This window comes from Candidatus Poribacteria bacterium (genome assembly GCA_021162805.1).
Taxonomy (GTDB): Bacteria; Poribacteria; WGA-4E; order B28-G17; family B28-G17; genus JAGGXZ01.
This window is the reverse complement of sequence record JAGGXZ010000192.1, coordinates 16,222-34,875: the sequence shown is the minus strand read 5'-3', so window position 1 is coordinate 34,875 and position 18,654 is coordinate 16,222. Positions and strand designations below refer to the sequence as shown.

Annotated in this window: 12 protein-coding genes; 1 reads left to right on the top strand and 11 read right to left on the bottom strand. The window is 53.3% G+C overall.

From position 1 onward, the window contains the following. Positions 1 to 172 precede the first annotated feature (172 nt). The 4 genes from J7M22_15865 to J7M22_15850 all read right to left on the bottom strand — a co-directional run bounded on the left by J7M22_15865 (position 173) and on the right by J7M22_15850 (position 7,456). On the bottom strand, positions 173 to 1,678 hold the full coding sequence (locus tag J7M22_15865) for a glutamate--tRNA ligase (GenBank protein ID MCD6508083.1): 1,506 nt from the start codon (positions 1,676 to 1,678) through the stop codon (positions 173 to 175). 289 nt (positions 1,679 to 1,967) lie between these two features. Beyond that, complete coding sequence (locus J7M22_15860) at positions 1,968 to 2,423, bottom strand: AAA family ATPase (GenBank protein ID MCD6508082.1); 456 nt, start codon at positions 2,421 to 2,423, stop codon at positions 1,968 to 1,970. A 393-nt stretch (positions 2,424 to 2,816) separates the two neighbouring features. After that, positions 2,817 to 3,398 carry a dCTP deaminase gene (locus tag J7M22_15855; GenBank protein MCD6508081.1) on the bottom strand — a complete coding sequence of 194 codons (582 nt, stop codon included), beginning with the start codon at positions 3,396 to 3,398 and terminating at the stop codon, positions 2,817 to 2,819. A 14-nt stretch (positions 3,399 to 3,412) separates the two neighbouring features. Then, on the bottom strand, positions 3,413 to 7,456 hold the full coding sequence (locus J7M22_15850; protein ID MCD6508080.1) for a TSCPD domain-containing protein: 4,044 nt from the start codon (positions 7,454 to 7,456) through the stop codon (positions 3,413 to 3,415). 247 nt (positions 7,457 to 7,703) lie between these two features. Here J7M22_15850 and J7M22_15845 point away from each other — a divergent pair, with 247 nt between their 5' ends. Further along, positions 7,704 to 8,882 (top strand): amidohydrolase, encoded by a 1,179-nt coding sequence (locus tag J7M22_15845; GenBank protein ID MCD6508079.1) that lies wholly within the window; start codon positions 7,704 to 7,706, stop codon positions 8,880 to 8,882. On the opposite strand, the gene J7M22_15840 is transcribed toward J7M22_15845, so the two are convergent. The 7 genes from J7M22_15840 to J7M22_15810 form a co-directional block, all read right to left on the bottom strand. Next, positions 8,879 to 9,853 (bottom strand): succinylglutamate desuccinylase/aspartoacylase family protein, encoded by a 975-nt coding sequence (locus tag J7M22_15840; GenBank protein MCD6508078.1) that lies wholly within the window; start codon positions 9,851 to 9,853, stop codon positions 8,879 to 8,881. The two genes, J7M22_15845 and J7M22_15840, sit on opposite strands and share 4 nt — an antisense overlap. After that, positions 9,846 to 11,192 (bottom strand): nicotinate phosphoribosyltransferase, encoded by a 1,347-nt coding sequence (locus J7M22_15835; GenBank protein MCD6508077.1) that lies wholly within the window; start codon positions 11,190 to 11,192, stop codon positions 9,846 to 9,848. Before J7M22_15835 ends, J7M22_15840 begins: the two co-directional genes overlap by 8 nt. 194 nt (positions 11,193 to 11,386) lie before the next feature. Next, the gene (locus J7M22_15830; protein MCD6508076.1) at positions 11,387 to 14,476 is read right to left on the bottom strand and encodes a DUF4981 domain-containing protein; all 3,090 of its coding nucleotides are present in this window, start codon (positions 14,474 to 14,476) and stop codon (positions 11,387 to 11,389) included. 115 nt (positions 14,477 to 14,591) lie between these two features. After that, complete coding sequence (locus J7M22_15825; GenBank protein ID MCD6508075.1) at positions 14,592 to 15,440, bottom strand: permease-like cell division protein FtsX; 849 nt, start codon at positions 15,438 to 15,440, stop codon at positions 14,592 to 14,594. Next, on the bottom strand, positions 15,437 to 16,093 hold the full coding sequence (gene ftsE / locus J7M22_15820) for a cell division ATP-binding protein FtsE (GenBank protein ID MCD6508074.1): 657 nt from the start codon (positions 16,091 to 16,093) through the stop codon (positions 15,437 to 15,439). The genes J7M22_15825 and ftsE overlap by 4 nt, the downstream gene beginning before the upstream one ends. Continuing rightward, positions 16,090 to 16,899 carry a divergent polysaccharide deacetylase family protein gene (locus tag J7M22_15815; GenBank protein ID MCD6508073.1) on the bottom strand — a complete coding sequence of 270 codons (810 nt, stop codon included), beginning with the start codon at positions 16,897 to 16,899 and terminating at the stop codon, positions 16,090 to 16,092. Before J7M22_15815 ends, ftsE begins: the two co-directional genes overlap by 4 nt. After that, complete coding sequence (locus J7M22_15810) at positions 16,896 to 18,608, bottom strand: iron ABC transporter permease (GenBank protein ID MCD6508072.1); 1,713 nt, start codon at positions 18,606 to 18,608, stop codon at positions 16,896 to 16,898. The genes J7M22_15815 and J7M22_15810 overlap by 4 nt, the downstream gene beginning before the upstream one ends. Positions 18,609 to 18,654 lie beyond the last annotated feature (46 nt).

The following is an 18,654-nucleotide window of genomic DNA, read 5'->3' as shown; positions in this document are numbered from 1 at the left end:
CGGTTATCCATCAAGCGTAGTGCGCAAGGCGTAGAGAGTAGGGCGTAGAGCGTAAGGCGCTTTACGCCGCACGCATTACGCACTACGCAAATCAGCTCTCTGCTACACTCACCGAAAATATGAGCGATACCATCTAATCTTGTCTTAATCTTGTCCCGGTCCGCCTTCTATGCTACGCCTCAGCTTGTCGGAGGTTTAACGCCTCTCTCGCTCCCCTCTCCAGCCGTCCCAGCACCCTCTCTTTGCCCATAAGCTCAATCACGTCGAACAGCCCCGGACCAACCGTCTTACCCGTCAGCGCCACCCTTATCGGCTGCATCACCTGTATCGGTTTGATTCCCGATCTTTCGATATACTCGCGAAGCGCCCTCTCTATATGCTCGGCGTCGAACGGATCGACATCGGCAAGCACATCTCGAACCTCTCTGAGCATTCCAGGGACGTGTTCCCTGGAGAGCCACTTTATCCCGTCCTTCGCGTACTCGATCTCCTCCACGAAGAGATAGGATGTGTAGGTTACTATGTCCGAGAGCTTGGTCATCCTATCTCCCACGGCCTCCACCATCCTCTCCAGCCACTTTCGTCTCTGCGGGGTGATCTCCTCCCTCCTGATCAGCCCCTCTCTCTCCAGGAAGGGAATGACGGCGTCTGTCCTCTCGGAGAGCGACATCATCATTATGTATTTGCCGTTAAGCCAGTTGAGCTTCTTGATGTCGAAGACGCTGCCGCTTTTGCCGACCCTGTTGAGATCAAATTTCTCTATCAGATCGTCCAGGGAGAAGATCTCCTCCTTATCGTCATACGACCATCCGAGCCTGACCAGGAAGTTTATCATGGCTTCCGGGAGATATCCCTCATCCCGATACCACTCCACAGAGACGGCGCCGTGACGTTTGCTGAGCTTCTCTCCCTTGCTGCTTCCCAAGACCATCGGCACGTGGGCGAAAAGCGGTGGCTTGACCCCTAACGCCTTGTAGATCAGAATCTGTTTGGGCGTGTTTGAAAGGTGTTCCGACGCCCGTATGACGTGGGTTATCCGCATGAGATGGTCATCTATGACGGTGGCGAAGTTGTAGACGGGCATACCGGTGGATTTGAGGATTATGAAATCGTCGAAGGCGCTCAGTTTGAATTCGACCTCGCCCAGCACAAGGTCGTCGACGACGATCTTCCCCTCAGAGGAATCCCACGCCGCCTCGAGGTTAAGCCTTATGGTGGGGACCCTTCCCTCAGATTCGAACCTCCTCCTCTCCTCATCGGTCAACCCTTTGCATCTGCCCGAATATTTGAAGGGCTTGCCTTGCTTACGCGCCTCCTCCCTCTCGGCGGCCAGCTCCTCCCTTGTGCAGTAGCAATAATAGGCCCTGCCATCCTCCACGAGCTTACGGGCGTATCGCCTGTAGATATCTATCCTCTGTGACTGGATATAAGGCCCATATGGCCCTCCCACCTCAGGTCCCTCATCCCAATCCATCTTCAACCATCTCAGTGCGTCGAGGATGGCCTTTATGGACTCCTCGGAGGAGCGCTCTTCGTCCGTGTCATCTATACGAAGGATGAACTTCCCGCCGTGATGTCTCGCAAAGAGCCAGTTGAAGAGGGCGGTTCTGGCGTTTCCCAGATGCATATGTCCCGTGGGAGCGGGAGCTATACGAACCCTAACTTTATCAGCTCTCATATCACTCATCCTCAAACACCTCGGATTCAGGGATCCTCTATCAGATCCCGAAATTCAGAGAAACTTCTATTATGCCGCATCGCCTTGTTGATATCAATCTTCAGGGCGATCTTAGGATTATCGTGTGTGGGACGAAAAGATCTGCCTGCTTTTCTAAAGAGAGACCTCATAACCTCCTTCGGCCTGCATTCTAATGTTGAGGATGGGGAAATTCTAATTTTGCCCCCAGCACTTAGGTATTCTCCAACCCCTCGACAAATAGGGCTATCTTCAAGGAACTCCTCCTATACTACCTGAAAACCATATCTCTCCAAGGGTCAGCGCTTTCAAGACTTCTCTCAACGGCGGTTCCTTGATCTGTCGGAAATTCAAGAATCTTCTGCCATTCATCATCTTGAAGCAACAGGAAAAGTTCTTTCCTGTTAAAGCAACCTCCAAAGCGGTCACCCTCTAACTCGATAAGGTATCTATAGCGTCTACTTTCACCGTCTATGTCCATCTCGCCGAAGATCTCGAAGGAGATCACCCGATCGATTTCCCCGTTGAACACGATTTGCTCAAACCTTCCTCTCTGTCGTATAACGCCGAGGTCGCTCTTAACCAGGTCTGAAAGGAAGCTCAGACCGTCGAACAGGTTGCTTTTACCGGCGTTATTCGGCCCGATGAAGACCATAAAGCGCTTCAGGTCAAGAGAGAGGTCCTCCAAGCTCTTGTAATTTTTAATGACGATTCGATTAATCGGCACTCTGATCTACCCTCATAATTTTCTGCCACGCTCTTATTTCCCTTGAGTGTAGTAATCTATGGCTAATTGTCCGCCGTCCACCGTCCGCGGTCCGCAGCGGAATAACGGCGGACGGCGGACTGCCGACTGCGGACGGTAGCTTTAAAAATCTCTGCTACACTCAGCGATAATATAAGCGTTCTGCCAGATCTCACATCGTAATTTCTGGCGAATTTTCTTACTGGAGATAAATGAGAGCGCTCTTATTTCTCTTGAGTATAGCGATATCATCGATAGGAGACAGGAATATAGGTTTTCCCCTGCCTCCTGTTTCCTGTCTCCTTCCAACCCTAAGAAATAAGCATTTCTGACCTCCCGGATCTCCGCTACACTTAACGATAATATGAGCGAATCTTATTCTTCACCTATCCCTTCCACCGTTATCTTGCTGGCCTCCGGCTCCATCTGGCCGGCATACTTGCTGGAGGGTTTCCTGTTGTAGGGAACCTTGGCCGGAGAGGTTAAAAGCTCGAAGGTGAAGGCGCAGATACGCATCCCCGGATAAAGCGCCACCGGCATCCTTCCCAGGTTCCCCAACTCCATCGTCGCCTTGCCGATCCACCCCGGGTCGAACACACCCGAAGTGCTGTGCACGATTATACCGAGCCTTCCCAAGCTGCTACGCCCCTCAAGCCTTCCCAGGATGTCATCCGCGAGCTCTATTACCTCAAGGGTCGTGGCGAGCACAAATTCGCCCGGCTGCATGATGAACGGTTCGCCGTCCGGAACGACGACCTTTCGCATCATGTCGTTCAGATCTACCCTCTCCCTCAGATCGATATACGGATGTCTGCTGTGCTCGAAAACCCTGAACACGTTCCCCAGCCTTAAATCCAGCGAGCAGGAGCCCAACTGGACGGACAGATCGGGCGGCGGGGTTATCCTTATCTTCCCCATCTCCATATATCTGACGATATCTCTGTCCGAAAGAACCATATCTCACCTCTTCATCAATCACACTTGCTATAGCCGCAGTTCCTACACACGACGCATCCTTCCACGAACTCCAGTGGCCCTCCGCACTTAGGGCACTCCGGCGGCATACCCGCTTCGTTCGAGGATATGGACGATGACCGGGAACTTGCCTGCTGCGATGGCGGAGAGGAGAACTGAACCGACTTGATCTGCGCCTCGGATTCCCACTTCCCGTTCTGGCGCAGATATAGCTCTATCGCCCTGCCTATGGCGTCGGCGCAGGATTGGATCAGCTCTCCATCCTGCCATGCGGGCTGCGGGCATTTTATCCCCCTCATCTCTTTGATTATCGCCTGAACGTCAACCCCTGAGCGAAGTCCCAGTGAGATCAGCCTCCCTATGGCTTCGTTTTGCGATGCGACGCATCCGCCGCTCTTGCCGGCGTTGACGAACACCTCGATCAACCCCTGTTCATCTTCGTTTATGGTCACATAGAGCTTGCCGCAGCCGGTTAACATCCTGATAGTAGCACCTCTTGTGACGGTGGGACGAGGACGAGGACCAACTTTGCCTCTCGTCTCCTTCCTCCTCTCCTCTGAGACGAGGTTGAGCACCTGTTCCTCACGGCTGCCGTAGCGGTAGATGGTTATCCCCTTGCATCCAAGCTCATAGGCGAGCTTGAACGCCCTTGCTACATCCTCCCTGGTGGCCTCATGTGGGAGGTTAATCGTGTTATGAGTGATCACACCGTCCACGACATAGCTATGCACTTCGGAGACTTCTATGTCATATACCTCTGACTCACCTTCTTCGATCTCAGCCACCTTCACGAGATATCGATCTTCAACGTCCGCTGTCCACTGTCTGCCGTCCGCCGGATTTAACAGGAAAGTTACAGGATTTATTGGGTTATAGGGTTTATAGGATATATTGAGTTTACTGCCCGATGAACCCAATAACCCAATGAACCCAATACCAATAACCCACCCGGGTATTTCCCCCAATTTCCCGGAAGAAACAGGGCGCGTACAAACTATTAGATCACCGGGTTTCAGCTCGTCTAGACGACGCCACCCGTTGATCGTCATTATCCTATGGTTGAATGTCCCCTCGATTTTCGTCCCATTGCTCAATCGGATGATCTTTGTCCTCTGAATTCCACCGGAGTAATGAGCTGTGACGTCATGCCATTTACCATCGGGACCGACGACCTTTAACCCACTGATAGGATCGGCGAAGACATCATCTCCTCTAGCAAAACCTAACTCCTCGATAGGTATAAGCCCCTTGTTAGTTGGAATCAGTGTGCCTTTAGCCAGACATTTGGACACGGCGTTATCGGTGTACTTCTGAAAGGCGGCCTGCATCCTGACATGCCACTCAGGCGCTATGTCCATGGAGGTGACGAACACTCGCTTGATCTCCTCGGGTATCTCCGGTATCTCCCTTATCGAGCCCTTCTCCTCTATTTTCCTGATCAGCTCCTCCGAGTAAAGCCCTTTCTCCTTCAGCGCCTGAACGAGATATCTGTTGACCTCCGGGAGCTTCTCTCCTTCCAGCACCTTCTTGTAATAGACAAGTGCGAAAACGGGTTCTATTCCGGAGGAGGCCTCGGAGATCATCGATATGGAGCCCGTAGGAGCGATGGTCGTGACGGCGGCGTTCCGTCGGAGCCAATCCGGTTTCACGGCGTGCTCTATGAACGGGAACGGTCCCTTCTCCCTGGCCAGCTCCTCTGAGGCGCCCCATGCGGCTTCATTTATGAACTTCATCACCTCCTCGGCCTTTTCGATTCCCTCCTCCGAATCGTAGGGGATCCCCATCTGATAAAGAGCATCCGCCCAGCCCATAATGCCCAGCCCTATCTTTCGGTTTCCCTTCGACATCTTCTCGATCTCCGCGAGCGGATACCTGGTCACATCTATCACGTCATCGAGGAACCTGACCGCCAGCCGCGTGACCTCGCCCAGCCTCTCCCAATCGAAATCACCATTTTTAACAAGATTTGCTAAATTTATGGAGCCCAAACAGCAAGCTTCGTTCGGTAAAAGAGGTTGTTCGCCACAATTTGATATAACTATTCCATTTGTAATAAAAGAGTGGGCGATGGGAACCGTGAGGTCGTAAACGGTGCGGCGTCTGTCCTTCTCAACGGATTCAACCACGTCGATGAAGTTCTCGCGGCGAAGCCGTCTGTGAATCATTCGATCGAGTTTATCCGAATGTTTACCGCCGTGGAAGCCGATCATATCCGCAAACTTTTTCACGTTCTGGCGGGTTACGCTGAGCTCGTAGCAGATACCGTCAAGTTTATAAACCCTCTCCTCCCCTGAAACGGTTCGGTATTTGAAACCGCTCCGTTGAGGTCTAGATCTATCGAAGATTCTAGATCTTATTCCGAGGTTCAGGAGAAGCAGCTGCACCCCTTTGAGAAGCTTCAAGGACTTTGAGGTCAATCTGACGTAGAAGATCCCATGTTCCTCGTAATACTCGGCTGTCCCATCGGCCGTGAACAGTCCTCGCAGGAAGCCGATGACGGCATCTCGTGGCGCGCCGAAGATGCTCTCCGGCACCTCCTTCTCCGCCGCCTTGACCGGTTTTACCCCAAGCTTGAGGAAGAAATCGACGAGGAATCGGCTGTGATATGACAGATGATAGATACCGTTTCCCCTCTTAACCGGCTTGATATCGGCCCCATACCATCCGTTTACGATCCTCTTTATCTCCTCCATCACCTCCAGATCGTCCTCGCCGAAGGTGAAACCGACACGGCAGTTTTTATCTCCGCTGCGCACCCAGCCGTCCCCGACGAGCCATCCCAGAACGAACCCCAGCTCATATGACCACTCCCCAGGCAGGTTCAGCCTGTAGGTTCTTCCATTTGATCCCTTATATTCATTTCGAACCTCAAACGGCAGTTTCCTTTCATCGTTAAACAGGCCTGCTCCGGACTGGATGAAGATCTCATCCCTGCCGGGTATGAGCTCGCCGGCGGGAACCCATCCCCGGGTTGTCATCACCTTGTGATCCGGGGTGAGGATCAGCTCGCAACCCGATCTCGTGGTCACCTTAACCGTCGGTTTCACCCCCGTTTTGAAGGCCCTGGAGATGGGAAGGAACTCCACTCCCTCCTCGATCGCCCATATGGGTTGGCCGGTTGTGCCTTCAAAAAGCATCTGGCTCATTCCGAGCATTCTTCTATCGACGGCGACCCTTATTCCTCCCTCGGCATACCGCCTTACCAACTCCTCCATCCTCATCAATCCGTGCTCCGTCGCCACGAGAGCATCGCCCACTATACACGGATTGGTGGATTCGATCTCGCCCAAGGCCGGGGTGGGGTTGAACCTGTTTATCGTGTCGAGGAAGACGGCCCCCGGTTCGCCGTTACGCCATGCCATCTCGACCATCAGGTCGAATATCTCCCTAGCGGGAAGCTTTTTCACGACCTTCTTGGTGTTAGGATGGATGAGGGGGAATTCCTCGTCCCTTTCAAGCGCCTCCATGAATTTATCCGTGACTCCGACCGATATGTTGAAGTTGCTAAGCTCGCCTTCCCTGGCCTTACATGAGATGAACTCCATAATATCCGGGTGATCCACGCGCAGGATCGCCATGTTAGCTCCTCTGCGCATCCCTCCCTGGCGAATGATCCCCGCCGCTGAGTCGAAAACCTTGATAAACGAGACCGGTCCGGAGGCTATCCCCCTTGAGGTGGCGACCACATCTCCCTTGGGCCTGAGCCTTGAGAAGGAGAATCCCGTTCCGCCTCCGGCTTTCAGCACTAAGGCGGCGTTCTTAAGGGTCTCGAAGATGCTCTCCATCGAGTCCTCTATGGGCAGGACAAAACAGTTAAAGAGTTGTCCGTTAGGAGTTCCGGCCCCGGCGAGTATCCGTCCTCCCGGAACGAAATCCCAGCTTGAAAGCAGATCATAGAAGATCGAGCTCCACTTCTCGCTTTCAGCCTCGGCTTGGGCGACGGCGCTGGCGACCCTGTGAAACATCTCCTCAACCGTTTCCCCTTCAAGCAGGTACTTGGCCCTCAATATCCTCATAGCGTTTTCGGATATCTCTCGCATAATCCCTCTCCCCGCGACTGAAGTTTGATCAAGTTATCGTTTATTTCGTTATTGCGTTGCCGTCTCCATCCTTCAACACAACGAACGCTCAACGCAATAACGAACGAAGGACTACCGTAGGATTATCATCAAGGATAATTTTACATGAATCCTCACCTGATTGTCTAGCCCCCGTTTTATCACCCCTATTCCTTTGACTTCAAAGCCCAATGTTCTTACAATTACCTAAAAACGACGGAGGTGTGATATGTTGGGGAAGATCCAGGGTCTGATCGATGAGATATTCTCCGATGTCGTCCAAATACGGCGTCAGATACATATGTTCCCCGAGCTGAAGGATGAGACCGTTAAAACGGCCAGCTTGGTCGCATCCGTCCTGGAGGGAGCCGGGGTTGAAATCAGGCGATATATCGGCGGAAACGGCGTGGTGGGGCTGATAAGGGGGAGATATGAGAAACCCTGCGTGGCTTTAAGGGCCGATATGGACGCTCTGCCGATTCAGGAGGAGAACGACGTGCCGTATCGATCCAGAATCGATGGGGTCATGCACGCCTGCGGACATGATGTTCATACGGCGATCTTGGTCGGAGTCGGTATGATACTCAGCTCGATCCACCCTCAGATTTCCGGAACGGTTAAGTTGATCTTCCAGCCCGCCGAGGAGGTCGGTACAGGCGCAAAGGCGATGATCGAGGAAGGCGTCATGGAGGAACCCCATGTCGATCGGATATTCGGATTGCATGTATGGCCGCATCTGAACGTCGGAGAGATAGGGGTGCGATCGGGGCCGTCGATGGCGAACATGGATTGGTTCAGGATAAAGATCAAAGGGATCGGCGGTCACGGTGCCCAACCACATCAGACCAGAGATCCGATCGCCGCCTCCGCATATCTCATAACGCAGCTCCAGACCATCGTCAGCCGATCCGTCTCACCCATCGATCCGGCCGTCGTGACGGTCGGGAAAATAGAGGGCGGAACGGCGTGTAACATCATACCGAGCGAGGTCAGGATGGAGGGAACGGTCAGATCGCTCGATCCGGAGGTGCGGACTCTGATCATCGAGAGGATGAGATCCATCTTAAACGGCATTGAGCTCTCTATGGGAGTTAAGTGTGATCTCTCCTATGAGATGGGCTCGCCCGTCGTGTATAACGATCCACAACTCGCAGATCTAGTTCGATCGGTCGGAGCGGAGATACTAGGAGAGGATAAGGTCTTTGAGGTCGAGCCAAGCATGGGAGGGGAGGATTTCGCCTTCTACCTGGAATATGCGCCTGGAGTCTTCTTCAGGATAGGGGTTAGGGACGAGGAGAGAGGATTCGTGAGCCAGATACACTCCCCGACCTTCGACGTGCCGGAGGAGGCGATGAAGGTGGGAATGTTGATGATGGCCTCGCTGGCGATCAGAGGGTTAAGCCTCTAGATGTAGCCCACTTCTACCCCAAGCGTAGCTACAATCTCCCCGCTTGAGGTCATGGGATAGGGCTTATGTGACCACAAAACCCCATGACATGGGGATTTTATCCTCTCCACCACGTTCCCAAAGGGATCGAGGATATCGGCTATCAGATCTCCCTCGTTCAGATTATCGCCCAGCTTCGCTCGCATTCGGAGGAAACCGCCTCTGTTAGCTATGATTTCCTTAAAGTTGTGCACCACGATCTGTCCGGACGGTATCTCGGGCTGGCCGGGCAGAAAATCGTAATACCTGAGCACGTTGATCACCCCGCGTATGCCCCGTCTGATGCTCTCGATATCCCATCCATGTGTCCCACCGAGCTCGGGATCTACCGTTGGGATTCCATCTTCAGGGGCTACACGAGCCAACTGACCGTCCGGGCCTTTTTTGTCGAGGATATAACCTAGTCCGAAGATCCTGGCAAGCTCCATTGATTCCTTATAACATCTGTTTCCCTCTCCCACCCTCACCCTCACTTCATCTATCATCCTTCCTACGCCGCCTTGGTGGAGATCTATACACAGGTCGGCCTTTTTAACGGCCGAGTGGTATAACCTATAGGCGATCCGTTCGCTGTAGGTGCCGTTGGGTTTGCCGGGGAAACATCTGTTCATCTTCATCCCGTCCACCGGGCTGCGTGACTGACGGTGATGAAACGCCATGGGGTTAGCGATAGGCACGGCGATAATGGCTCCATGTAGTGAGGAGGAATCGATCCTCTGAAGCAGATATTGCACCACAGCTATGCCGTTCAGCTCGTTACCATCGCTGGCAGCTTGAATGTAGAGGGTTTTACCCGGATACCAGCCGTTTATGATGGCGAGTGGAACTCTGATCGGCGTTCCGTCCTGCATCTCGCCCACCCGCAGAAACCCCTCTACCTTCGATCCCGCCTCGGCTATCAGATGCTCCACCTGGATTTTGGCCTTATTCATGTTCGGCGATCTCCATCCTGAGAATTCTCTCCTCAGTTTCCCTTTTGAATTCCTCCAGTTGTTTGCTTCTCAGAACCGGATATTCCTCCGGATCGATCAGACGCTTGTATTCCTCAGGAAGGTCGGACAGGTTCCTCATAGCCTTCTCCTTTATTCGGTCGATGGGTGGAAGATCATAGCACAGTTCTCCATTCCTCATCACGTCCACCAGCAGCCTTTCGCCCTCCAACTCCTCGTCGACGCGGCATATGATGTCTCGTTTGAACTTTCCCCGTTCATCCCTCTGTCTGTAGACCTGCTTTCTGCCAGGGTATGTGATCTTTTCATCGCTGAGTTTCATCTTAGGTATGCTCCTTCCCCCTCGATCCTGCTCGACAAGCTTATAAACGGCGCTGAGAGTGGGCTCATCGCGTGAGGTAACCATCTCCGTTCCGACGCCGAACAAGTCTATGGGCGCGCCGTTACGGAGAAGCTCATCTATCTTATATTCGTTCAGATCGCCGCTGGCAACGATTTTGACGTGTCCCATGCCGTTTGAATCCAGAATCTCCCTTACCTCACGGCTTAGCCTCAGCAGATCGCCGCTGTCTATCCTGACTCCCTTCAGATCGGGGCCTATTCTGACCGCCTTTCTGGCACCCTCGATCGTGTCGTAAGTGTCTATGAGCAAGGTGGTGTTATGGGGAAAAACCTTATAATAACTTATAAAGGATTCCATCTCGCTATCGAAGGTCATGTTCCAGGAATGGGCGACCGTCCCGACGATGGGTATCCCAAGCTCATAACCCGCCAGCACGTTGGAGGTACCATAACATCCCCCGATATATGAGGCTCTGGCTGCCAAGATCCCTGCCTGAGGTCCATGAGCCCTTCTGCTTCCGAAATCCACAACGCTCCTCCCGCGGGCGGCCAGAACCACCCGCGATGCCTTTGTCGCCACCATTGTCTGGTAGTTTATGACCGATAGAAGGTATGTCTCTACGATCTGCGCCTCGATGATCGGCGCTGTGACACTGAGGATCGGCTCGCTGGGAAAGACCAATTCCCCTTCGGGAATCGCCCTCAGATCTCCTGTGAACCGGAACTCACGCAGATAATTGAAGAACTCGTCGCTGACATTGCGGAAGATCGGGTGCTCGCGCAGAAATCGTATGTGTTCGGGCGAAAACCTGAGGTTGACAAGATAATGAACGGCCTGTTCCAGGCCGGCGGCTATCAGATATCCCCTGTTCGGCGGCAGTTTCCTTATGAAGAGGTCAAACGTAGATCTATGAGTTATGCCGTTATCAAAATACGCGGCCGCCATGGTGAGCTCATACAGGTCAACGGCCAGCGCCATGTTCTCGTCCGTTAGGAAAAGCGATTTAAGGCTCATATCTCTCGCCTCGCGCGCTGTCTGTTCTAGAAAAAATTATAACCATTTCGCGGGGATAAGCCAAGGGGTAGGAGATACGCACATGGACGCCAGAGCTCCCCGAGCGGAGAAACGCCACGGATACTAATCGGGATGAACCTCAGCCTTTCCCGTAAATGCTATACAGCTTCTGGAGATCGATATCTGACGATTTCGCCGATATCTCCCATTTCAGTTGAATATCCACGTAGACTCAATCCGAACTCGATCGGCTCGGGATAGAGCCTGTATTTTTCAAGCACCGGAGGCCCACAGCTGGCGTTGCCCAAACCGCACTGCCTATAATCGAGGCAGAGGAAGATCTCCCCTCGCGGATGCAATTCGTGGATATGCCCCGCTCGATCGAGATCCTCCGGCGAGTAATGCAGAGCGGTGACGCACATCAGCTCGTCCGCCACGACGAGCAACCCGTCGCCCGACTCGTCCAACAGGGCCGCCCACCGCACGTCCTCTCTATTCCCGTTCTCCTGAGGTCGGACATATCTGACGTACTGATCCGTCACAGTGCTGTGGTATAACCCGACGTCGGCGCTCGTTTTCCTGTCGATGTAGTTCTCATGCGGACCACGGCCGTAATAGACGAAGTTCTCATAATCGCCCCTGACGACCGTTATAAGCCCGATCTTTGGCAAAACGGGGAGATCGCCGAACGGTTTTATGAAATTGTGAAGATGGATGAGGCCATTCCCGTAAACCGTGTAACGACAGGTATGTTCAAACCTCACATCACCTCTGCCGCGATAGATGAGATCCACCGTCACTTGAACCGCCTTCGAGTTCAGTCTGCGCGCCTCGATACCCCTGAGCTCCGGGTTAAGCGAATTTAACCTCAGCTCATACCATTTGTTCCTGATCCAGACGTCGTTATCGGTCGGAGCTCGGAAGACGTTCAGCTTGGGCCCTTCCACGAGTATATCCTTACCGTCGAACTTCAACGATTCGATCGATCCCGACCTCCTATCGAACCGGATCGAGAACCTCTCGCCCCTCATCTCGATGAAATCATCTGTCTCCGAGATCGATAGATCCGGCATTTCATCGAAGCTGATCTCCGGTTTAGGAGGAGCGTCGAACGGGAGCTTGAGCTGTTCCCAGGCCACCTCATGTCCCTCCGGAGCCCACGGTTTACCCTCACGGAGATGGAAGCTGATCCGCATCCAGTATTCGGCACCAGGTTTGAGCTTCGGCGTCTCGAAGGGTATCTTGAGCTCAACGCTTTCGCCCGGCGGCAGATCCAGGGGATCGATCCGTCCGCTTCGCAATATCTCGCCGTCCTCCGAGAGCGTCCATCTGATCTCAAACTCGTTCAGGTTCGTAAAGGAGTAGCCGTTTCTGATCCTCACCCTTCCCTCCGATAGATCCACGGGCTCGATCTTGATGTACTGGTAGACCTTTTTGACCTCCCACAGTTTGGGGGTCACCTCCCTATCAGGCGTAATGATCCCGTTTATGCAGAAATTCCCGTCGTTCGGCTGATCGCCGAAATCGCCGCCGTAAGCCCAAAACCAGACCCTCTCGCCCTCCTCTGTCTCGATGTACTTCCTCAGCCCCTGGTCGACCCAGTCCCAGATACATCCGCCTATCAGCGGTTTGTAGGTCTCTATAGCCTCCCAGTACTCCTTGAGGTTTCCTATGGCGTTCCCCATGGCGTGGGCATACTCACACATGATGTAGGGCTTGTCCCGATCGCCCCTCCCGACCTGGATAACTTGGTCCACATGGGGATACATCCGACTATCTATATCCGCAACCTCGTTCTGCCGTTCGTAGTGGATCGGACGGGTGGGATCGGCTTTTCGGGCGTAGGCCGCCATCTCCTCGAAGACCGTCCCCTGCCCCGCCTCGTTGCCCAACGACCAGATTATCACCGACGGGTGGTTCTTATCCCGCTCCACCATCCTCGCCATCCGATCCAGACAGGCCTTTAGCCATTTCGGGTCGCTGTCGGGGAGCACGTCCCAAAGGCCATGAGATTCGACGTTGGCCTCGTCTATCAGGTAGATCCCGTATTCGTCGCACAGCTCATACCATCTGGGATGGTTCGGATAATGGGATGTGCGGACGGCATTGATGTTAAACCGCTTCATCAATTTGATATCCTGGAGCATCACCTCCTCCGTGATGGCCCGCCCTAGATCGGGATGTATCTCATGTCTGTTGACCCCCTTTATCAGAACCGGGACGCCGTTTATGAGCAACTGACAGTCTCTGATCTCGATCTTACGGAATCCGAATCTACAGCTTTCCGCCTCCATAACCTTCCCCGAGCCATCCAGAAGCGTCAGCACGACCATGTAGAGGTTCGGGTATTCCGCCGACCATTTCTTGGGGTTATCGACCCGCGCTTTGATCTCCACCGTTTCCTCACTCGAGGCGGGGATGCGTTCGCTCCCGCCGCCCGAAAGCGATCTCAGCTCCACCGGCTCGCCGTTCTCATCCAACAGGGTTAACCTGACCGCATGTGGGCCGGCTTCGATCTGGGAGTAATTACGAACCTTGACGGTCACGAGGAGCATAGCGTCTCGATAATCCCCGTCCAGATCGCATCTGACGAAGAAATCCCTCATATGGACGTTAGGCGTCGAGAAGAGGTATACATCCCTGTAGATCCCGCTCAGATACCAGAAATCCTGATCCTCCAGATAGCTCCCGTCGCTCCAGCGGTACACCTCCATGGCGAGGACATTCCTCTCAGGCTGTAGGTATTTCGTTATATTGAACTCGGCCGGTGTCATGCTGCCCTGGCTGTAACCGACCATCTCACCGTTAACCCAGATATAGAAGGCGCTGCAAACGCCGTCGAAATGGACGAAGATCTGTCTGCCTCTCCAGCTCTCGGGTATCTCGAACTCGGTTCGGTATGAACCTACGGGATTATCGTCGTGGGGAACTTTAGGCGGATCGGGCTTAAACGGATACTGGACGTTCGTGTAGATCGGTATGCCATATCCTTTCATCTCCCAGTTGCCGGGCACTTCGATCTCATCCCATGAGCTTACGTCATAATCCGGTTTGTAAAAATCGATGGGCCGTGCATCCGGGTTAGGCGAGTATTTGAACTTCCATTTGCCGTTAAGCGATCTGAAGAAAGGCGATGAGCTCCTATCGCATCTCGCCGCCATCTTTTCATCGGGATAGGGCGTGAGCGTGCAATGAGGTGTTTCCCTGTTCCTTCCGATCACCTCGGGGTTCTCCCAATCGCGTGTCATCATCGCTTAAGTCCTCCTTTCAATTCCAGCTATCTCCACCATCTTAAAGTAGCACCTCCAATAGCGTGAGTGTAGAATACCACAATTTCAATCTCAGATCAACATTAGCGTTAAGCTATGCCTCCACGTATCTCCTTATCGGGGCGATTCCTCCCAGAAGTCCGAAGCCGATCCCCAGGAGGATCAGGAGGATGATCCTATCGGGAGGAAGGAATTTCGATATCCCGATCTGGGGGGCATAAAGCCTGAAGATACCGTAAAATGCGAGCTGTCCGACGACCGCTCCGAAAAATCCCAGGAACACACCCTGTAGGATGAGGGGACCTCTTATGAACCAGTTGGTCGCTCCGACGAGCCTCATTATCCTTATCTCCTCGCGCCTGAAATGTGCCGTCAGCATCACCGAGAAGAAGACGATGGCCGCAGAAGCTATACCCAGGACCACTCCCGTTCCCCAAAGCGCCGCCTCCATACGTTTCACTAAGATCCCAGCCTCAGTTTCACGTCTGACGTCCTCCACCCCTTCAAGACCTTTAAGTTTTTCCGCCATCTTGGCCAATCTATCGGGCGTGAGCCAATCATCCTTAACGGTGATCTCCAGGGAGGTCGGGAGCGGATTTATATCTTCTAATCCCTCTATTATAAGTTTCCACTCATCGCCGAAGATCTTCCTGCATCTCTCGAGCGCCTTTTCTTTGGAGACATAATCGACCGATTTAACGCCCTCCAATTTTTCCACCTGGCTTTTCAACCTGCCTGTCGAGGATTCGTCAAGGGCATCGGAGAGGAAGACGACGAGGGCGGGTTTATCTTTGAAGGATCGTATCTCCCCACCGATATATTCCAAAGCCAGCATGAGGAGACTCAGGATTATCGTCGCTAATGCGATGGTGATGCCGCTTATCAGATTCACCACCCCTCCGCTCTTCAGATTTGAGAAGGTCTCCTCTATGATGTAGCTCATTCCTCAAACACCCTCCCCCGTTCTATCCTGATCACCCTTTTACCCATTCTTCTGACCAAGGCGTAGTTATGGGTGGCTATGAAGACCGTGGTGCCTCTGTAGTTAAGAGCCTCGAACAGCCGCATTATCTCAAGTGACAGATTGGGGTCCAGGTTTCCCGTCGGCTCATCGGCCAAGAGGAGGAGGGGATCGTTGGCTATGGCGCGGGCGATCGCCACACGCTGCTGTTCGCCGCCCGATATCTCCTCCGGATAGGCATCCCTACGATGCGTGAGGCCCGTCAGATGCAGGAGCTGATTGACGTTTCTCCTGATGGCGCTCCTACCGGCTCCTACAACCTTCATCGGCAGGGCGATGTTATCGAAGACGCTCCTATGTGGAAGGAGCTTGAAATCCTGAAAGACCATCCCGATCCTCCGCCTCAGATACGGTATCTGCGAGTTTTTCATGCGCGAGAGGTTCTTGCCGACGACTATGATCTCACCCGATGTGGGGATCAGATCTCTGTAGATCAACCTCAGCACGGTTGTCTTGCCCGCCCCGCTCGGTCCGACCAGAAAGACGAACTCACCTTTGTCGACGTGAAAGGAAACATCATATAAAACCTTTATACCCCTTTTGTATTCCATATTGACGTTATAGAACTGTATCATCTCACCAACTCTGAGACCCCCACAAATCCGATCCCGTTTTTCCTCAGCTTCGGTATATCCCTTTCAAGCGCTGATATCGTTTCCGGGTATGGATGACCGATTCCGATCGCGTATCCCCTTCTTCGCGCTATATCGGCCAATCTGTCGAGATATTTGGTTACGGCATCGGTGTTTCTGAGGTTATCTATGAACAGGTCGTTACGCGCCGTCGGCACCCCCAGATGTCTGGCGAGTTTGTATCCGATGGAGCGATTTGTGGTCAACGAGTCCACGAAGAAAAGCTTATGTCTTTTCAAAACGCTTAACACTGACCTCATGACCCGCTCATCCTCCGTCGCTTTAGAGCCCATGTGATTGTCAACGCCTATCGCTGCAGGCACTAATTTTATGGCCGTCTCGATCGTCCTTTCGATCTGCGAATCGCTCATCTCACACAGCACCGCCAGTTTCCCGGGGTTTACCTGTGGATATCCCAGGGGTTCCATCGGCAGGTGCAACATCACATCGAATCCCATCGCCTTAGCCTTGACCGATTGCTCCTTGGTGAAGGGCAAGCCTGGGAGGAAGGAGAGGGTGATCGGCGCTTTCAGATTTACAAGCCTCTCAAACGCTTCCGTGCTTCGTCCCATATCATCGATTATAATCGATATCATCGGAGGAATAGGTGAGGTCTCCGGTTGAGGGAGATACCCTCCCACGCTACCGGTGTGGTTATGGACTCTGGCGGCGAGGTCGTAGACGGCCCCGCATCCTATGAGCACAAGTCCGATTATGATGATCGTTATGGCTATTCTCTCCCTCATCATGCTCTGAACAGCTCTCCCATCCGTCTGCCCAGGAACCTGCCGGCCATAACCAGACTTACGGTCAGCAGTATCATACCCAACATCCCCATCGCGCTTGCGATGTATGGCCCGTCCTCAAGCCTCTGGGCGAGATCGTATATCGCTTTGGTTATAGGATAATACCTCGCCTGCATCGCCAGGATGAGGCTGTCGCTCACCTCCAGCATAGCGAATGAAAAGGCGAGTATACCACCTGCCACCAGATTTGCCATCACGAGCGGCAAGGTGATCTTATACAGCGTTCTCAGAGGCGAAGCGCCCAGATTCAGCGATGCCTCTTCGAGAGCGACACTGGTCTGCTGGAATCCGGCGTAAGCCGAGCGGATCATATAGGGCAGACGCCTGACGGCGTAGCTTATCACAAGCAGAACGGTTGGATTGCCCCGAGGGTCTATCGGCGTCCCGGCGAAGCTCCCGACGTATCCGAAGGCCAGGACTATGCCGGGGAGGGCCAGCGGAAGCATAGCTGTGGCATCCAGGATATCCCGTCCGGGGATCCTCTTGCGCGTTAGAATGTAGGCGATGATGACGCCCAGGATTACATCAGCTACGGTGCTCAAAAGGCTGTATTTAAAGCTGTTCTTGATGCTCGTCATCGTGTTCTGGTGGGTGAAGACGCTGACGTAGTGCTTGATGGTGTAGCTTTCGGGCAGAACCGTCATGAACCATTCTCCGGCATTCGGGGTCAGAGATGTCAGGAAGACGCTTATGTGGGGCATCAAGGCTACCAGTATCACGCCGACGATGAAAAGATAGATCAGTATCGTCCCCGATACACCCACCTTCCTCTCGCGGGCAGCGACATGTCCGCGGGAGAGCATCTCGTATCTTCTAGTCCCCAGAAATCGCTTCGACACGTAAAAGGCGGCCATGGTCAGAAATATGACCAGCACCACAAGGGCGTATCCCATCGGATTGACGCTTATATCCTTGACCCTATCGAAGATCTGAACGGGGATCGTCTTTCTGTAGTCGAACATCAGCGGGGTTCCCAGATCGGTGAAGGCCCATATGAAGACGATTATCGCGCCGGCGAAATATCCGGGGAGCATCAGAGGAAAGGTGATCGTCCTGAACAACTTGAGTCTTGTTGCACCCAGGTTTTCAGCCGCCTCCTCCAAGGAGGGGTCGACGTTGGCCAGTGCCGCTGCGATGTTGAGATACATGATCGGATACAGATGCAGGGTCTCGAGGATCACGACGCCCCAGAACCCTCCCGCGAACCAGTCCACGGGAGCTTTTGGGTTCATAAGACCCAGGTTTATCAGGATCTGGTTGACGCTGCCGTATCTGGCGAATAGTTGTTTCATCCCAATAGCGCCCACAAAAGGAGGCATGATCATGGGAACCAGGACAAGACCCTGTAAGAGCCCCCTGCCGACGAAATCGTAACGCACCAGCACGTATGCCAGAGGCATGCTCAAAAGGGTCGTCAGGATGGTGGCGGCGAATCCTATCTTGAAGCTGTTGAGAATACACTCCCTTTGCGTCTCATCGGTGAGGATCAGCTTGAAATAGGTCAGATCGAATCGACCGTTTATCCAGAAGGACTCCTTGAAGATGTAGAGGAGGGGATATATGAGAAAAACCCCGAAGAAGATCACCAGCAACAGCAGGAATAAAGCTGTGCTCGGCGTCAGATCATATCTGCGTTCAAGACCTCGGAACATTTTAACCCCTGGTTATCGTCGTCTGGTCCGAGGAGATGATATCTGT